This is a genomic window from Algibacter aquimarinus, assembly GCF_039543265.1.
GTDB lineage: Bacteria > Bacteroidota > Bacteroidia > Flavobacteriales > Flavobacteriaceae > Algibacter_B > Algibacter_B aquimarinus.
Genome location: NZ_BAABJK010000011.1, coordinates 82,009 through 98,299, shown reverse-complemented (window position 1 = coordinate 98,299; position 16,291 = coordinate 82,009). Strand labels below are relative to the sequence as shown.

15 protein-coding genes are annotated in these 16,291 nt (G+C 30.7%); 11 read left to right on the top strand and 4 right to left on the bottom strand.

The genetic code is table 11. The features are described 5' to 3' along the window. Positions 1–17 precede the first annotated feature (17 nt). Entirely contained in the window at positions 18–212 is a 195-nt protein-coding gene (locus tag ABD939_RS15055; RefSeq protein ID WP_345170282.1) for a hypothetical protein, read from the bottom strand. A 2,304-nt stretch (positions 213–2,516) separates the two neighbouring features. Beyond that, positions 2,517–3,173, bottom strand: a complete 657-nt coding sequence (locus ABD939_RS15050; protein ID WP_345170280.1) for a YceI family protein — start codon at positions 3,171–3,173, stop codon at positions 2,517–2,519. A gap of 169 nt (positions 3,174–3,342) precedes the next feature. Here ABD939_RS15050 and ABD939_RS15045 point away from each other — a divergent pair, with 169 nt between their 5' ends. The 7 genes from ABD939_RS15045 to ABD939_RS15015 all read left to right on the top strand — a co-directional run bounded on the left by ABD939_RS15045 (position 3,343) and on the right by ABD939_RS15015 (position 10,630). Then, the gene (locus tag ABD939_RS15045; RefSeq protein WP_345170278.1) at positions 3,343–3,891 is read left to right on the top strand and encodes a nucleotide exchange factor GrpE; all 549 of its coding nucleotides are present in this window, start codon (positions 3,343–3,345) and stop codon (positions 3,889–3,891) included. A 9-nt stretch (positions 3,892–3,900) separates the two neighbouring features. Next, positions 3,901–5,022, top strand: coding sequence for a molecular chaperone DnaJ (dnaJ, locus tag ABD939_RS15040; RefSeq protein WP_345170276.1), 1,122 nt, complete (start codon positions 3,901–3,903; stop codon positions 5,020–5,022). A 306-nt stretch (positions 5,023–5,328) separates the two neighbouring features. After that, on the top strand, positions 5,329–6,255 hold the full coding sequence (locus ABD939_RS15035) for an ABC transporter ATP-binding protein (protein ID WP_345170274.1): 927 nt from the start codon (positions 5,329–5,331) through the stop codon (positions 6,253–6,255). Between the two features lie 6 nt (positions 6,256–6,261). Further along, on the top strand, positions 6,262–7,575 hold the full coding sequence (locus ABD939_RS15030) for an ABC transporter permease (protein ID WP_345170273.1): 1,314 nt from the start codon (positions 6,262–6,264) through the stop codon (positions 7,573–7,575). Between the two features lies 1 nt (position 7,576). Further along, positions 7,577–8,485: a mechanosensitive ion channel family protein gene (locus ABD939_RS15025; protein WP_345170272.1), complete on the top strand. Its 909-nt coding sequence runs from the start codon at positions 7,577–7,579 to the stop codon at positions 8,483–8,485. Between the two features lie 94 nt (positions 8,486–8,579). Further along, on the top strand, positions 8,580–9,464 hold the full coding sequence (locus ABD939_RS15020; protein WP_345170271.1) for a DUF6268 family outer membrane beta-barrel protein: 885 nt from the start codon (positions 8,580–8,582) through the stop codon (positions 9,462–9,464). A gap of 2 nt (positions 9,465–9,466) precedes the next feature. Further along, positions 9,467–10,630: a sigma-54-dependent transcriptional regulator gene (locus ABD939_RS15015; RefSeq protein WP_345170270.1), complete on the top strand. Its 1,164-nt coding sequence runs from the start codon at positions 9,467–9,469 to the stop codon at positions 10,628–10,630. A gap of 50 nt (positions 10,631–10,680) precedes the next feature. Here ABD939_RS15015 and ABD939_RS15010 read toward each other — a convergent pair whose 3' ends face one another. After that, the gene (locus tag ABD939_RS15010; RefSeq protein WP_345170269.1) at positions 10,681–11,430 is read right to left on the bottom strand and encodes a hypothetical protein; all 750 of its coding nucleotides are present in this window, start codon (positions 11,428–11,430) and stop codon (positions 10,681–10,683) included. Between the two features lie 141 nt (positions 11,431–11,571). On the opposite strand from ABD939_RS15010, the gene ABD939_RS15005 reads away from it, so the two are divergent. From ABD939_RS15005 to ABD939_RS14990, 4 genes are all read left to right on the top strand, one after another. Continuing rightward, positions 11,572–12,429, top strand: coding sequence for a PPK2 family polyphosphate kinase (locus ABD939_RS15005; RefSeq protein ID WP_345170268.1), 858 nt, complete (start codon positions 11,572–11,574; stop codon positions 12,427–12,429). Between the two features lie 6 nt (positions 12,430–12,435). Then, a complete protein-coding gene (locus ABD939_RS15000) occupies positions 12,436–12,867 on the top strand; it encodes a PH domain-containing protein (protein ID WP_345170267.1) in 432 nt (143 codons plus the stop codon). 93 nt (positions 12,868–12,960) lie between these two features. Next, positions 12,961–14,373 carry a M20/M25/M40 family metallo-hydrolase gene (locus ABD939_RS14995; protein ID WP_345170266.1) on the top strand — a complete coding sequence of 471 codons (1,413 nt, stop codon included), beginning with the start codon at positions 12,961–12,963 and terminating at the stop codon, positions 14,371–14,373. 54 nt (positions 14,374–14,427) lie between these two features. Then, positions 14,428–14,982 carry a hypothetical protein gene (locus ABD939_RS14990; RefSeq protein WP_345170265.1) on the top strand — a complete coding sequence of 185 codons (555 nt, stop codon included), beginning with the start codon at positions 14,428–14,430 and terminating at the stop codon, positions 14,980–14,982. Between the two features lie 6 nt (positions 14,983–14,988). Here ABD939_RS14990 and ABD939_RS14985 read toward each other — a convergent pair whose 3' ends face one another. Next, a complete protein-coding gene (locus ABD939_RS14985; RefSeq protein WP_345170264.1) occupies positions 14,989–15,780 on the bottom strand; it encodes a hypothetical protein in 792 nt (263 codons plus the stop codon). Positions 15,781–16,291: the final 511 nt, after the last annotated feature.

The following is a 16,291-nucleotide window of genomic DNA, read 5'->3' as shown; positions in this document are numbered from 1 at the left end:
ATATTTATTTACCATATTTATAAACTTTTCATAAATCCAATATTATCTATTACTATAACGCCACTTTCATCTTTATCGAAAATAAATTTTAATTCTTTGATATTTGAAGGTGAGAAGTTTGGGTTAATTTCTTGAAAATGTTTGGAAGGAAAATAGAATGTTTGAAAAACTTTTTCGGATTGTTTATCATCCGTGATAAATCCAGATTTCATAATCATTACTTCAATGGTTCTTTGTAACGGTGAAAAACTACTTAACGGGAATACTATTTTTTGACCTGAAGCATCAGTTAATTGAATTGTAAAATCTATGGGTTTTTTTGGCTCATCTTTGTCTTTTTCATCATCATCATTTTTATNTCTTCTTCTTCTTCTTCTTCTTCTTCTTCTTCTTCCTTTTCAGTATTATCAGTATTATTTTCTACCCATTTTCCTTTTGATTTAGGATTTGTAGATTCTTTAGACTCAGCTAATGAGAAGGTAAGCACAGGTAAAGAGTCTATTTTAGTGTTTTCAAGTTTTATGGTATAAGAAGCAATTAAAGAATCTGGCATAGTTTCAATGGATTGTTTATTGTTTTCAAAATCATAATCCCAACCTATAAATAGAGCTTTGCTTCCCTTTTTTTGCCATTTAAGTTTTACTTCTTGCTCGCGCCAAACAGATAGGTTTTTAGTGTTAATTTTTCCATTATTTTCAGTTGTGGTCATCACATTAAAATCTTCATCAAAATTGGCAATTGTTTTTAAATTTGAATCTTCGAATTGATTTAAATAAATAGTTTTAGGAAGCCAATCTTTACCTTTCCTAGCATCAACAAATAAAGGCAAATATTCTTTTTTGTTTTTTAGTGTTATGTCTAAAAATGCACTTATATAAACTTGTGCAATTTTCATCTGATCTTCTACAGAAATAAGTTGCTCAAGATTAAGAAGTCCTGAAAAAGGATTTGCTGTATCGTTATTACCCCAACTTGTATTAAACTGGCCATGGTTTGCACCATAAACATAAAGTCCAGATTTGAAATGATAAATACTGTCTTCAAATTTTATTCTTTCATATTGCTGAGAACCCATAAAAGAGCTAACATCGGCATCTTGTGCTCCATGAATCACAAAATAATTTATATCATTAATTTCGGTTCTGCTTTTTGATGGTTCATATTGTCCATCAACTGGAGCGATGGCAACAATAGATTTAATATTGTAGTTGTAATCAAATTTAATAGAAGCATCATCTGGATAACATGGTAATTTATTAAACATTGCCGCATGGGCCACTGCTTCACCACCTCTAGAGTGACCGATTAAGGATAAATTTGAAATATCAATTTTTTTATAAAACTGACTGTCTTCATTGTCGTTCCACTCATGCCATAGTTTTAAGTGCTCAAGTAATAACCAACCTCTGGCATCATTTTCCTTACTTAGACCTCTAAAAATATTAGACCAAGAGCCATTAATGAAATTCTCATCAACAGAGGCTAAAATAATTCCTTTTGAAGCTAGTAATTCTCCAAGATATTCATAACCAATATCTGAATAATCTTGCATACCATGATTCCCGTGTACAATTAAAGCAAGTGGAAAAGGACCGTCACCTTCAGGATACCAAACACGTGCATTTATTGGTAATGATTTTGAATCAAAACCCCAGTACTTTTCACGCCACCAACCACCTAAACCATCCCAACCATCAATAAAAGCTAAACCATTAACAGAGTCGGTTGTAATAATCACATCTTCACCATATTCTGGCCTATGCAAATCTTTTCCGCTTCCGTAGGTTAATGTTTTTATTTTATAAGGCCCTTTTTTAGCTGGTGAAATGGCATTAATTTGTTGAATATTTGTTTCAGATGAAAGTGCTGCATTAGCGATTTTATCCATTTCAAAGCCATCTTGATTGTATAGGATACCAGCGGTAATTAATCCACCAAATCCAAGAATTACTCCAAGAATAGTAACTATTTTTTTTGCTTTTGTTAAGTTTTTAAATCCCGTTTTTTTTATTACTAGAAAAGCTGCTCCGCAAAGTGATGCTATTATAAAAATTATTAGTGCAACCATCCAATTAAAGCTAATTATAAACAATAATGGGAATGAAATAAAAATGGCTAGTTTGTATAAGTTGGGAATTTTATTTAAAAGAATTAAAAGTTTTCTTGACAAAAAACCTAATAGAATTGTGGCGATAACAAAGGTTGTAAAAAATATAAGTACCCACCAATCCTTCAAGCCTATGGATACTCTTAAAGCGTAAATTAAAAAAAGCAAAGCTGTTGTAAAAAGCAATCCTATTGAGGCACCTTTTACGGCATTATTTCCTGGAGTTATGGCAGTAATTACATTTTTTAACCATCTTACAATTTGTTTGTATTTTTTCTTCATAACGCTGTTTAATAGCTTGTTATTCTAATAAAAACAAGATAGATGAAAATTTCTATATAGTCAAGCTTGGGTATAAAAAAACCACCTTGATTAAAACAAGGTGGTTTAGGATATATTATTTTTATTACTATGCTTTTGTAGCCATAACGTTTATAGTTAATTCTATATCGTCGTTAATAAACTTATCTCCTAAGTCATCAAAAAACGATTTCGAACCATATTTAACGTTCCATTTAGAACGGTCTATTGTAAAAGTTTCACTTTTTAAAAAAACATTGTTCCCGTCATGAGATACTGAAACAGGAAAAGTTACATTATTCTTAGCATCTTTTAAAGCCAGATTACCAGAGAGCATCATTTTACCTTCGACTTCTTCCAAACCAGTAATTTCAAATGTAGCGTTTGGGTATTTTTCAATATCAAAAAAATCTGGACTTGTTAAATGGCCAACAAGCTTACCATTACCTTCTTTGTCTGCAGGAATATCTAAAACAGTAATTGATGACATATCAATTAAAAATGTACCACTTGTTAGTTTTCCATCTACAGTGTTTAACTCACCACTTTTAATATTTATCGTTCCGTTATGAGAACCTGTTGGCTTAAATCCAGTCCAAGCAATAGATGAAGAATCAAGATTTGCTGTAAATTTTACAGCTTCTTGAGTAGCTTCAACAACTTCTTCAGCTTCAGTAGTTTCAGCTTCTTTGGCTTTATCTTTACAACCTGTTACAGAAATAGAAAGAAGTGATAGAAATAAAATAGTAAATAAATAATTTTTCATGTTTATTAAATTTTTGTTTGTATGACAAAATTAAGCAATTTGTTTTACAAAATAAAGAAAAAGTTAAACAAAAATATTATCAAAATATTTTAGTGACATTATGGCATTTTAATAATAATGGCAGTACTTTTGCCCACTAATTTTAGTTGAGTGAAAAATTGAATTTACTATGAGTAAAAAAGATAAAAAAGACATAGAAAAAGAGCAAGTTGAGGATAATGAAACTCAAACAGCAGAAGTTGAAGAGCAGGTAATTGAAGAAAAAACTATAGAAGAAAAATTACAAGACGAAGTAAAACAAGAAAAAGAAAAGTTTTTAAGATTATTTGCTGAATTTGAAAATTATAAAAAAAGAACTTCCAGAGAACGTTTAGAATTGTTTTCAACGGCAAGTGAAGACGTAATGAAAACTTTACTACCAGTACTAGATGATTTTGAACGTGCATTAACACACATAGAAGACGACAAGGAAGCTGAAGAATTACGAAAAGGTGTATTGTTAATCTATCAGAAATTAATAAATACTTTAGAGCAAAAAGGGTTGAAAGCAGTAGAAGTTGAAAAAGGAGATGCCTTTAATGCAGATGATCATGAAGCGATTACGCAAATTCCAGCACCGAGTGATGATTTAAAAGGAAAAATTATTGATGTTGTTGAAAAAGGATATAAACTAGGCGATAAAGTGATTCGTTTTCCTAAAGTTGTAATAGGACAATAAATATAAACCATGGCGAAGAGAGATTATTACGAAATATTGGGAGTTAGTAAGGGTGCATCTGCAGCTGAAATAAAAAAGGCTTACCGAAAAAAAGCGATTGAATTTCACCCTGATAAAAACCCAGACGACAAAACTGCTGAGGCCAAATTTAAAGAAGCGGCTGAAGCTTACGAAGTTTTAAGTGACGCTGATAAAAAAGCACGATACGACCAGTTTGGTCATCAAGCCTTTGAAAATGGCGGTGGCGGTTTTGGCGGCGGTGGTATGAACATGGACGACATATTCAGCCAGTTTGGTGATATTTTTGGAGGCGGTGGCTTCGGTGGTGGTTTTTCAGGTTTTGGTGGCGGTGGTGGCCAACGCAGAGCCAAAGGTAGCAACCTTAGAATAAGAGTTAAATTAACACTTGAAGAAATTGCCAATGGTGTTGAAAAGAAAATAAAAGTAAAACGTAAAATCCAAGCACCAGGCACAACTTACAAAACATGTTCTACATGTAATGGTAGCGGACAAGTAACCCGTATTGCAAATACTATTTTAGGAAGAATGCAAACCTCAGCACCATGTAATGTGTGTGGTGGAGCTGGACAAACCATAGATAAAAAGCCAAGTGATGCAGATTCTCAAGGTTTAAAAGTAGCAGAAGAAACCGTATCAATAAAAATACCAGCAGGTGTTGTTGATGGTATGCAACTTAAAGTTTCTGGAAAAGGAAATGAAGCGCCGGGGAATGGTGTATCTGGAGATTTATTAGTAGCTATTGAGGAAGCAGAACATGAAACATTGCAACGTGAAGGTGATAATTTACATTACGATTTATATATAAGTCTACCTGATGCTGTTTTAGGAACCTCTAAAGAAATTGATACAGTAACAGGTAAAGTGCGTATAAAGGTAGAAGCAGGTGTGCAATCTGGTAAAATATTACGCTTACGAGGAAAAGGAATTCCAAGTATTAATGGTTATGGAAAAGGAGACCTTTTAGTACATGTAAATGTTTGGACACCTAAGACTTTAAATAAGCAACAAAAAGAGTTTTTTGAATCCATGAAAGAGGATGAACATTTTGATCCAAAGCCAGAAAGTTCAGACAAATCTTTTTTTGAAAAAGTTAAGGATATGTTCTCCTAGATGAAAATAATTTAATGATTTTAAAGAATTCCGTTTGATAACGGAATTTTTTATTTGTACCATAAACAAATCTAATAGTTTTGCTATTAGTTAGGAAAAAAAAACTATATTTGATGTATCACTAATTCATTTTAGTGATAATTTTTCTTTTTCATAGCAATTTTTTTCCCATCCTTAATTATTTTAAGGGTGGGTTTTGTTTTTGTATTAAACTCATTTTAACAAACTTATTTTATCAAATTATTCTGCATAGTAGTTATAACATTTAATATATTTACAAATAAACAACTCAATTAAAAAATAGCAATGAGTAACTTATTAGAAGTTAACGGGGTTTCAAAAAACTTCGGAGACTTTAAAGCCCTCAATAGTGTATCTATATCAGTTCCTAAAGGCAGTATTTTTGGATTATTAGGCCCTAACGGTGCGGGAAAAACTACTTTAATTCGTGTTATAAATCAAATAACTATGCCAGATTCTGGCACAGTTCATTTAGATGGTGAGGCGTTAAACAATCTACACATAAAAGATATTGGCTATCTACCTGAAGAGCGCGGATTATATAAATCTATGAAAGTTGGCGAGCAAGCTCTGTACTTAGCGCAATTAAAAGGCCTGAGTAAAGCAGAAGCAAAAACGCGATTAAAATATTGGTTTGAGCGTTTAGAAATAGGAGATTGGTGGAATAAGAAAATACAAGAGCTCTCTAAAGGGATGGCTCAAAAAATACAGTTTGTAGTAACCGTTCTGCATCAACCAAAGTTGTTGATTTTTGATGAACCTTTTTCAGGTTTCGATCCCATTAATGCCAATTTAATTAAAGATGAAATTTTGCGTTTGCGTGAAGAAGGTGCAACTGTTATATTTTCTACACACAGAATGGAGTCTGTTGAAGAATTATGTGATGATATTGCACTAATTCATAAATCTAATAAAATTCTTGATGGGAAATTGGTAGATGTAAAGCGTCAATATAAAACCAACACTTATGAAGTTGGTATTAGAGCAACTGATAAAATAGTTTTACAAAGTAAATTAGCTGAAAAGTTTGAAACAACAGTTGCTAATTTTAAGACATTGGAAGATGAGTTGAAACTAAATATTAAACTTTCAAACGGTACTACACCAAATGAATTATTGAATTATTTAACAACAGAAGGCGATGTTTCTCATTTTGTAGAACTCATACCAAGTGTTAATGATATTTTTATTCAAACAGTAAAGAATAATTAATTTTTTATGAACCATTTACCACTTATTGTAAAACGGGAATATTTAACTAAGGTTAAAAATAAATCGTTTATTGTTATGACGTTTTTAAGCCCGATGATATTCATTGTGCTTATTGCTGTTGTGGCTTATTTATCTCAAGTAAATAAAGATAAAGTTCGAGTTATTTCTGTTTTAGATGAATCGGAACTCGTATCTGATATTTTTAAAAACACAGAAAACACAACCTATAATATTCTTGAGAATATGTCGCTTGATGATGCAAAAGCCTTATCAAAAGAAACAAATAGTTATGGTTTGTTGCATATTGAAACTATAGAGAATTTTGAAACAGTTTCAGATAAAGTTAATTTTTATTCTGAAGAATCCCCTTCGTTGTCTGTAATTTCAGATTTAGAAAGTAAAATTCAAATAGAATTAACAAATCAAAACAGAATAAAGAAGGGTATTGATATAGACAAACTAAAAGATTCTAGAATTAATATAGATATTATCCAAGAAAGTTTTGAAGGAGAAAAAACATCAAAAATTGATAGTGTTGTAAAACTCATATTTGGCGGTGCTGCAGGCTATTTACTATTTATGTTTATTATCATTTACGGTAATATGATTATGCGTAGTGTTATTGAAGAGAAAACTAGCCGTATTATAGAGGTTATTATATCGTCCGTTAAGCCAGTGCAACTCATGTTGGGTAAAATAATAGGGACTTCATTAGCAGGAATTACACAATTTATAATTTGGTTAATTTTAGGAGGAGTTTTAATGACTATTGTATCGGTAGTTTTTGGTATTGATATGGCTCAAATACAAACTCCACAGCAAGAAATAGTTCAGCAAGCTATGGAAAATCCAGATTTGAACATGAAAGTTCAAAATATTTTGACGTCATTTTATAATCTGCCAATTACTAATTTAATTATTGCTTTTATTCTATTTTTTATAGGAGGTTACCTATTATATAGTTCGCTATATGCTGCAATAGGAGCTGCCGTAGATAACGAAACAGATACTCAGCAATTTATGTTGCCTATAATAATGCCTTTAATTTTAGCTGTTTACGTTGGTATATTTACAGTAATTGAAGATCCACACGGTACGGTGTCAACTATTTTTTCTTTCATTCCCTTAACATCACCTGTAGTTATGCTTATGCGAATTCCTTTTGGTGTGCCTATTTGGCAACAATTAGTATCTTTATTATTGTTAGTTAGCTCGTTTATGTTTACCGTTTGGTTTGCGGCTAAAATTTATAGAGTTGGTATTTTAATGTACGGAAAAAAACCAAGTTATAAGGAGCTGATAAAATGGATTAAATATTAATATGATTCAGGATTTAGAGAAAATAGAAGATGCTATTACAGAAAGTTCTATCTGGGAAAATTTTATTGAATTTCTAGAATTCAAAATTATAGATTTCACTGCTGGTACTGGAGCAGATGAGCATGATATTGTATTAAAGGTTAAGTATGTGCTGCTAGTAGCTCTTGTTATGATTGCTACAACTTTTCTTTTAAGATGGGTTAAAAAGCTAGTTACAAGGAAAATGCCAGGTGAGGATAAGGTTAAGTTTAATACCGTTTTCTCATTCGCAAGATGGATAATTTATGTTATAGTTATGCTTATTGTTTTCGATTCAATAGGCATCAATGTTACTGCTATTTTTGCAGCATCTGCAGCTTTGTTAATAGGTATTGGTTTGGCACTTCAAACCTTATTTCAAGATATTATTTCAGGAATTTTTATTTTAATAGATCAGTCTGTTCACGTTGGAGATATTATTGAAATTGACGGTAAGATAGGACGTGTAGAAGAAATTAAACTAAGAACAACCAGAGCGGTAACAATAGATAATAAGGTTTTAGTAATTCCTAATCATTTATACCTAGAAAATAGTTTATTTAATTGGACTCAAAATGGTAATTTAACACGAGAATCTGTTGAGGTTGGTGTTGCCTACGGCAGCGATGTACAATTAGTAAAAAAATTATTAATACAAGCAGCCAGTACAAATCCAAATGTTTTAAGTAGTCCAGAACCTGTAGTTCTCTTTACTGATTTTGGAGATAGCTCTCTGAACTTTAAACTAGTTTTTACTATTGGAGATAGTTTTCAAGCCCAATTTCCTAAAAGTGAAATGCGTTTTGAAATAGACAGATTGTTTAGAGAAAATAATATAAGTATTCCTTTTCCTCAAAGAGATATTCATATTATTCAACCTAAGAAGGCATAATTAAATGTATCTTGATGCGGATAAATTTTATGACTCTTAGATTACTTTAATTAAATAAAAAGGCATTTTTTATCAGAAATCAAACCTCGTGTAAATGAAAAAAAAAGAATTGAAATGGCTTATCATATGTTTTTTAATTTTTGCTTTTCAAACCTCTAATGCACAATTAACAGATTTAGCTCGACTTGAATATTCATTTATACCAAAAAGTAATTCCGAAGACCAGTATACCAGATTAAGAGCATTAATTAATTACCCAATTAAAACTAAAAAAGACGCCTATTTAATTGTTGGTGCAGAATACAACCGTATTATACTAAATTTGGAAGATGATTATCCTTTTGATGTTTCTCAGTTGAATACCATTCATGTTATCGATTTAAATGTTGGCTATACCTTTAAATGGAACGAGAAATGGCGATTCGGATTTAAATTTAACCCAAGAATAGCTTCAACACTCACAAAATCATTAACTTCTGATGATTATTTTATGAATGGTGGTGCTTTTTTTATAAATGACAGAACAAAAGATGAAAACTTAAAACGTCCGTACCGTTTAATTTTGGGTTTAACCTATAATGCCACAACAGGATTGCCTTTTCCATTACCCTTTGTAAGTTATTTTAGAGAAGTTAACGATATTTGGAGCTTTAATTTAGGTGTGCCAAAATCTAATTTAAAATATTCTATTAATGATAAAAACAATATTCAAGCTTTTGTTGGTTTAGATGGTTATTTGGCTCATTTACAAGAGCCTTCAATTATAAACGGACAAAATGTAGACCACATATCATTATCTGTAGCCATTGGCGGTTTAGGGTACGAATATTTGTTTGGAAAGCATTTGGTAGGGTATTTGTATACTGGTTATACGTTTAGATTAAATAACGTATTACGTAACGAAAATAGAGATGAAGTTTTTAAATTAGACGACGTAAATGCATTCTATTTAAGAACTGGAGTAAAATTTAAAATATAAATATGTCGAAAATATTAGTAGTAGAGGACGAAGCAGCAATAAGGAGAGTACTTGTAAAAATTCTTTCAGAAGAGAATGATACTTATAAAGTTGATGAAGCAGAAGATGGTTTAGCAGGTATAGAAAAAATTAAAAATGATGATTTCGATTTAATACTTTGCGATATTAAAATGCCAAAAATGGATGGTGTTGAGGTGTTGGAAGCTGTAAAGAAGATAAAACCAGAAGTGCCAATTGTTATGATTTCGGGACATGGCGATTTAGATACTGCCGTTAATACCATGCGATTAGGAGCTTTTGATTATATATCTAAGCCACCAGATTTAAACAGATTACTCAACACAGTTCGTAATGCTTTAGATAGAAAAGAGCTCGTTGTAGAGAATAAAATTTTAAAGAAAAAAGTAAGTAAGAAATATGAAATGATAGGAGAAAGCGATGCCATTTCTCAAATCAAAGATATTATTGACAAAGTAGCACCAACAGACGCTCGTGTTTTAATAACAGGGCCTAATGGAACTGGTAAAGAGCTAGTAGCGCATTGGTTACACGAAAAAAGTGCTCGTATAAAAGGCCCTATGATTGAAGTAAATTGTGCTGCAATACCAAGTGAATTAATTGAAAGTGAATTATTTGGTCATGTAAAAGGTGCATTTACAAGTGCAAATAAAGATAGAGCAGGTAAATTTGAAGCAGCAAATGGTGGTACTATTTTTCTTGATGAAATAGGAGACATGAGCTTGTCTGCACAAGCCAAGGTGCTTCGTGCTTTACAAGAAAGTAGAATTCAGCGCGTGGGTAGTGATAAGGATATAAAAGTTGATGTTAGGGTAGTTGCTGCAACTAATAAAAATTTAAAAAAAGAGATTGAAGATGGTAAATTTCGTGAAGATTTATATCATCGATTGGCGGTGATATTAATTAAAGTACCAGCTTTAAATGAAAGGCGAGAGGATATTCCATTATTAGTAAAACACTTTTCAGATAAAATAGCCAATGAGCAGGGTACAGCTAAAAAAGCATTTTCTGAAAAAGCTATAAAATTACTTCAAGAGTATGATTGGACTGGGAACATTCGCGAACTACGTAATGTAATCGAGCGACTTATTATTCTTGGTGGTAACGAAGTAAGCGAGCAAGATGTAAAATTATTTGCAAGTAAATAAAGCAAAATAACCCTGTAAGTTTAACTTACAGGGTTTGTTTTTAAAAAGATTTATTTATCGCAAACTTCAAGTTGCGATATATAATTTGATGCTAGTTTTTTAAGATTAGAATTGTAGTAAGTTTTTATATTCTCAATACTTTGTGAAGATAAATCATCAGATTCATTAATGTCTTCTATAGCTTTATGGCTATTACAATCGCATATTTTTAAAGTCTCATTATAATTTATAATATTTGATGATATAGCTTCTTTATATGAAAGAATTAATTGTTGTTTTTTAAGCTTTAATTCATCTTCTTTCTGTTTAGCTAATTTTAATTTAATTTGTTCTTCTTTTTGTTTTAAAGCTTCTTGTTGTTGCTTTAATTTTAATTGTTCATTTTGTAAATCTGCCAAAGCGTCATTTGCTGAAACATCATCTTTATTCTTGTACATTCCAGCTTCACATTTATCAATTTCTATGACACTTTCTTTACTTGCATTTCTTGCACGATTCACATAAAAACGACCGTCTTCAAAGGTTTCAACACTTTCAACTTCTGCTAATAAATCAATACTTTTTTTAGTAAGGTCCAAAGCCGTTTCACAACCACAGGAACTTAATGTTTCTATTGAAAGTTCTAGAGACTCTAAAGATCTGCTAGAATAATATTTTAAATGACTCAAATTGTTTGAATCATAAGCATTTTTAACATGAGAATATGCACTAACAAGATAAGAGTTGGCGTCTTCGCAATCAGTTTGCCCATTAGTGATTAATGACAAAAAAAGACATAAAAGTAAGGTAATGGTTTTCATAAGGTTGGGGTTAATTTCATAAATAGGTTAAGCGAAAGTATTAAAAATAGGGCAGTTTTTCTTACCGTTTATCGAAAATATGGATTTACTATATTTATAGAATATAAATATTAGAACCTTTAAATTCGAAAAATTACTATTATGCAAGCAGATAAATACAAAGTAACTTCAAAGATATCTTTAAAAAATTCAGAAACTAAAGTTGTTTTTGAAGATGCTAAAAAGGAATTAAAGGATATTAGAAAAAAACTAGGGGAACTTCAAAATACGATGTATGCGCATAATAAATATGCGGTTTTAATTTGTTTGCAAGGTATGGATACCTCTGGGAAAGATAGTTTAATTCGTGAGGTTTTTAAGGAGTTTAATGTTAGAGGTGTAGAGTCTCATAGCTTTAAAGTACCTACTGATTTGGAACTAAGTCACGATTATTTATGGAGACATTACATTGTGCTTCCAGAACGTGGTAAGTTTGGAATTTTTAACAGAACACATTACGAAAATGTATTGGTAACTCGTGTTCATCCAAATTATATTTTAGGAGAAAATTTGCCAACGATACATTCTGTTGATGATATTGACGATGTATTTTGGGACATGCGTTTTGAACAAATAAATAATTTTGAAAAACATATAGCAGAAAGCGGAACTATTATTTTCAAATTCTTTTTGAACCTATCAAAAGAAGAACAGAAAAACAGATTATTACGCCGATTGAATAAACAAGAAAAAAACTGGAAATTTTCTCCCGGCGATTTAAAAGAACGTAAACTTTGGGATAAATATCAAGAGTGTTACGAAGATGCTATAAATAGAACATCAAAGCCCCATGCTCCTTGGTATAGTATTCCTGCAGATGATAAGCCTACAGCGCGCTATTTAGTAGCCAAAATATTATATGATGCGCTGAGTGCATATTCTGATATTAAAGAACCAGAACTTGATGAAGATATAAAAGCAAATTTAGAGCTCTATAAAGAGCAGTTAAATAAAGAATAATTTTAAATGAAATTTAGTAGCAGAAAAGACTACTTGTTTACTTCAATTATAATGGCAATGTGTTTGCTTTTAGTTTCTATTATTGGTTTTACGGTAGTTAATTCTAAATCTATAAATTCCGTTTTGTTTCCAATAATAATAACGTTTTTAGTACTTGTTTTTTTAATTTGGATTTTTCTAGATACAAATTACGAGATATCAAAAACACATGTAAAATATTTTAGTGGGCCAATTAGAGGTAAAATTGAAGTTAATAAAATTCGGAAAATTATTAGCGGAAAAACACTTTGGGTTGGTTTAAAACCAGCTACAGCGAAACATGGTTTAATTTTAAAGTACAATAAATTTGATGAAATTTATATAAGTCCAGAAACTAATGAAAAATTTATATCCGAGATATTAAAAATAAACCCTGACATAGAAATAATAAAACATTAAAACTTAATTTTTTATTAATCGCATTAACATAATTTTATATTTTATTAATCCACTCACTTTTCTATAAATACTATCTTTAACTAAAAAATTATCATGCAAATTTTAAAACCCGCAGTATTATTATATTTTCTTTTTATTTCATTTTGTGTAACGTCTCAGTCTGACGAAGATGTAATTAAAACCATATACTCACAATCTTTAACTAACGGAAAAAGCTACGATTGGTTAAACTATTTATCAAATCAAATAGGTGGGCGGTTATCTGGCTCTTTAAATGCGGAAAAAGCTGTAGCATATACCAAAGAAGAATTAGATAAATTAGGTTTAGATAAAGTTTGGTTACAACCTGTTATGGTGCCAAAATGGGTAAGAGGTATTAAAGAATATGCTTTCATAGAAACCCCAAATGGCCAAACTACAATAGTTAATATTTGCGCCTTAGGAGGTTCTGTAGCTACACCATCACTTGGTTTAAAAGCGAATATAATTGAAGTTAAAAATTTTGAAGAGTTAGAAGCTTTAGGAAAGGAAAAAATTGAAGGTAAAATTGTGTTTTATAATCGCCCCATGCAGGCAGATTTAATAAATACTTTTGAAGCTTATGGCGGATGTGTAAATCAGCGTTATAGTGGAGCCATGGAAGCCTCGAAGTACGGTGCTGTTGGTGTAATTGTACGTTCTATGAATTTACGTTTAGATGATTACCCTCATACAGGAAGTATGGGGTACGAAGATTTACCAAACGACAAACGCATTCCATCTGCAGCTATAAGTACCAATGATGGGGAACTATTGAGCACTATGTTACAATTAGATAATTCTATTAAATTTTATTTCAAACAGAGTTGTAAACAACTTAAAGATGTTCAATCTTATAATGTTATTGGAGAAATAACAGGGAGTGAATACCCAAATGAATATATAATTGTTGGAGGACATTTAGATTCTTGGGATTTAGGAGATGGTTCTCATGATGATGGAGCAGGCGTAGTGCAATCTATGGATGTTTTAAGGTTATTAAAAGAATCCGGGGTTAGACCAAAACGCAGTATAAGAGTGGTTTTGTTCATGAATGAAGAAAATGGTTTAAGAGGAGGAAAAAAATATGCAGAAGTTGCTAAACAGAAAAACGAAAATCATGTTTTTGCTTTAGAAAGTGATTCAGGCGGATTTACACCACGAGGTTTTAGTTTTGATTGTAATGATGCTAGTTTTAACCAAGTGTTAAATTGGAAACCTTTATTTAAACCGTATTTAATTCACTATTTTGAAAAAGGAGGTAGTGGTGCAGATGTTGGACCATTGAAAACTGAAACTAATGTTTTAGCAGGATTACGTCCAGATTCTCAACGCTATTTCGACCATCATCATGCCAGTAATGATACTTTTGATGCTGTTAATAAGCGTGAGTTAGAATTAGGAGCAGCAACTATGACGGCTTTAGTTTATTTATTCGATAAATATGGTGTAAATCCAATTACCAATAAAGGAACTATTAAAAAATAGTAGAACATTCAAATTAGAGTTGTGATGATTTCATGACTTTGAAATCTAAATAAAATGAAAAAAGTAATTGTAATTTCAGCCTTATTTTTAACAACTATAGTAATGGCGCAGAGTGAAGATAAATTACCGTATTATGAAATACCAGAATATCCAGAAACATATACTTCGGGTACTGTAGCAGCACGTATGGTTGATGGTTTAGGATTCAGATATTATTGGGCTACGGAAGGTTTAAGACCGGAAGATTTAATTTTTAAACCAAACGAATCTGGACGCACCACACAGCAAACTATTGACCACCTTTATGGGCTTTCTAAATTTATTAGAAATAGTGTTTTAGAAAATAATAAAGATGAAAACAAAGAAGAGCTAAATTTTGAAGAAATGCGAACACAAACATTAATGAACTTCAAAATAGTTTCAGATGTTTTAAGAAATACTCAAGAACCATTTAAGTTTGAGCAAACTGAAGTTCCATTCTGGAATATAATTAATGGTCCAATAGCAGATGCTTTATGGCATTGTGGGCAAGTCGTTTTACTTCGCAGATCTTCGGGTAATCCTTTTAATTCTAAAGTAAGTGTGTTTAGTGGAAAAGTAAGAGAATAATAATTTTTAATTTATATTAATCGTTTTGATTTTTTTTCTTCGATTTAGAGAATACATAAAAACTAACATTACGGTAAAATATAGAATTGAAAAAACTTTATAAGTTAATATTCCTCCTGTTGTTGGAGCAACTTGGAAAAGAACTATGGAAGTGTTTAGCATACATTGTAATAACCAAACGCAAATCCCACTTTTAGTTTGCACATAAATATAGGCACACATACCAGCGGCTCCCATCATATTTATTATCATTGGCCATAATGGTAAATCAGGAATAACACCGAAATTTAGCCAGACTATTGGTGCCCACCAAAAGCCCCAAGTTAAACCAACAATTTGACTTGCAAATAAAATATTCATAACTTTTGAGAGCTCACGTACCGCATAACTAACCCATACAACTTCACCAACAAATGCCCATAATATTATATTGAACATGAAGTCAAAATTATTAATTAATGAAACATTCATTTTAAAAATAGAAAAATCTCCTAAATAATTAGCTTTCAAAAATAAAGTTAAACAAGCTACTGATGGTGCGAAAATTAGCGCGAAAAAATACCATTTAAAAGGAATGTGCCATTTTTTCATTGGTTTAAAAATATTTTTTAATCCTACATTTCCTTTGGTGATTTTTACAATAACTATTAATAGAAATAAAAGAATAAGAAAACGACCATACATATATACTCTTCCTGGGATAAGTTCTAATATTCTTAAATAAACGAATATAGTATTAGATATAGGGGCAAGTATTAAGAATATCCAAACTTCATATTTTTTTATAAAATCTATCATAGCATAAAATTTTAAATTAGGTGATCTAAATTTTAAAAATAAAAATTTCTTAAGAACCTGTAATTCAAAATAATAAAAATTTGGTTCTTATAACACTCAATTCGTAAAATTTAAGAGTTTATTACTTTATAAGAGTTATTTAATGGTTTTATTAAAAAAGATGAGTTATATTAATATTCTCGTAATCCTTTTAATTCTAAAGTAAGTGTGTTCAGTGGAAAAGTAAGAGAATAGTTAGTTTGTATTATTATTATTATTATTATTATTATTTTCCTTATCGTTTTTAGTTTCTTTTTTTAATTTTATGTAACCAGAAACCAACCTGACACCAAGTCTGGCAAACAATATTATGACTATGACCATTACAACATCAAAACCATTCATATCATTTTTGTTTAAAATTAGTACCTGGTTACGTAGCTAATTTAACAAATACAAACTGAATATAGAATTCGCTGGAATTTTTTTGATTAATTAGGTTTTGCTAGAAATAAATTTAAACTGTGTTGAG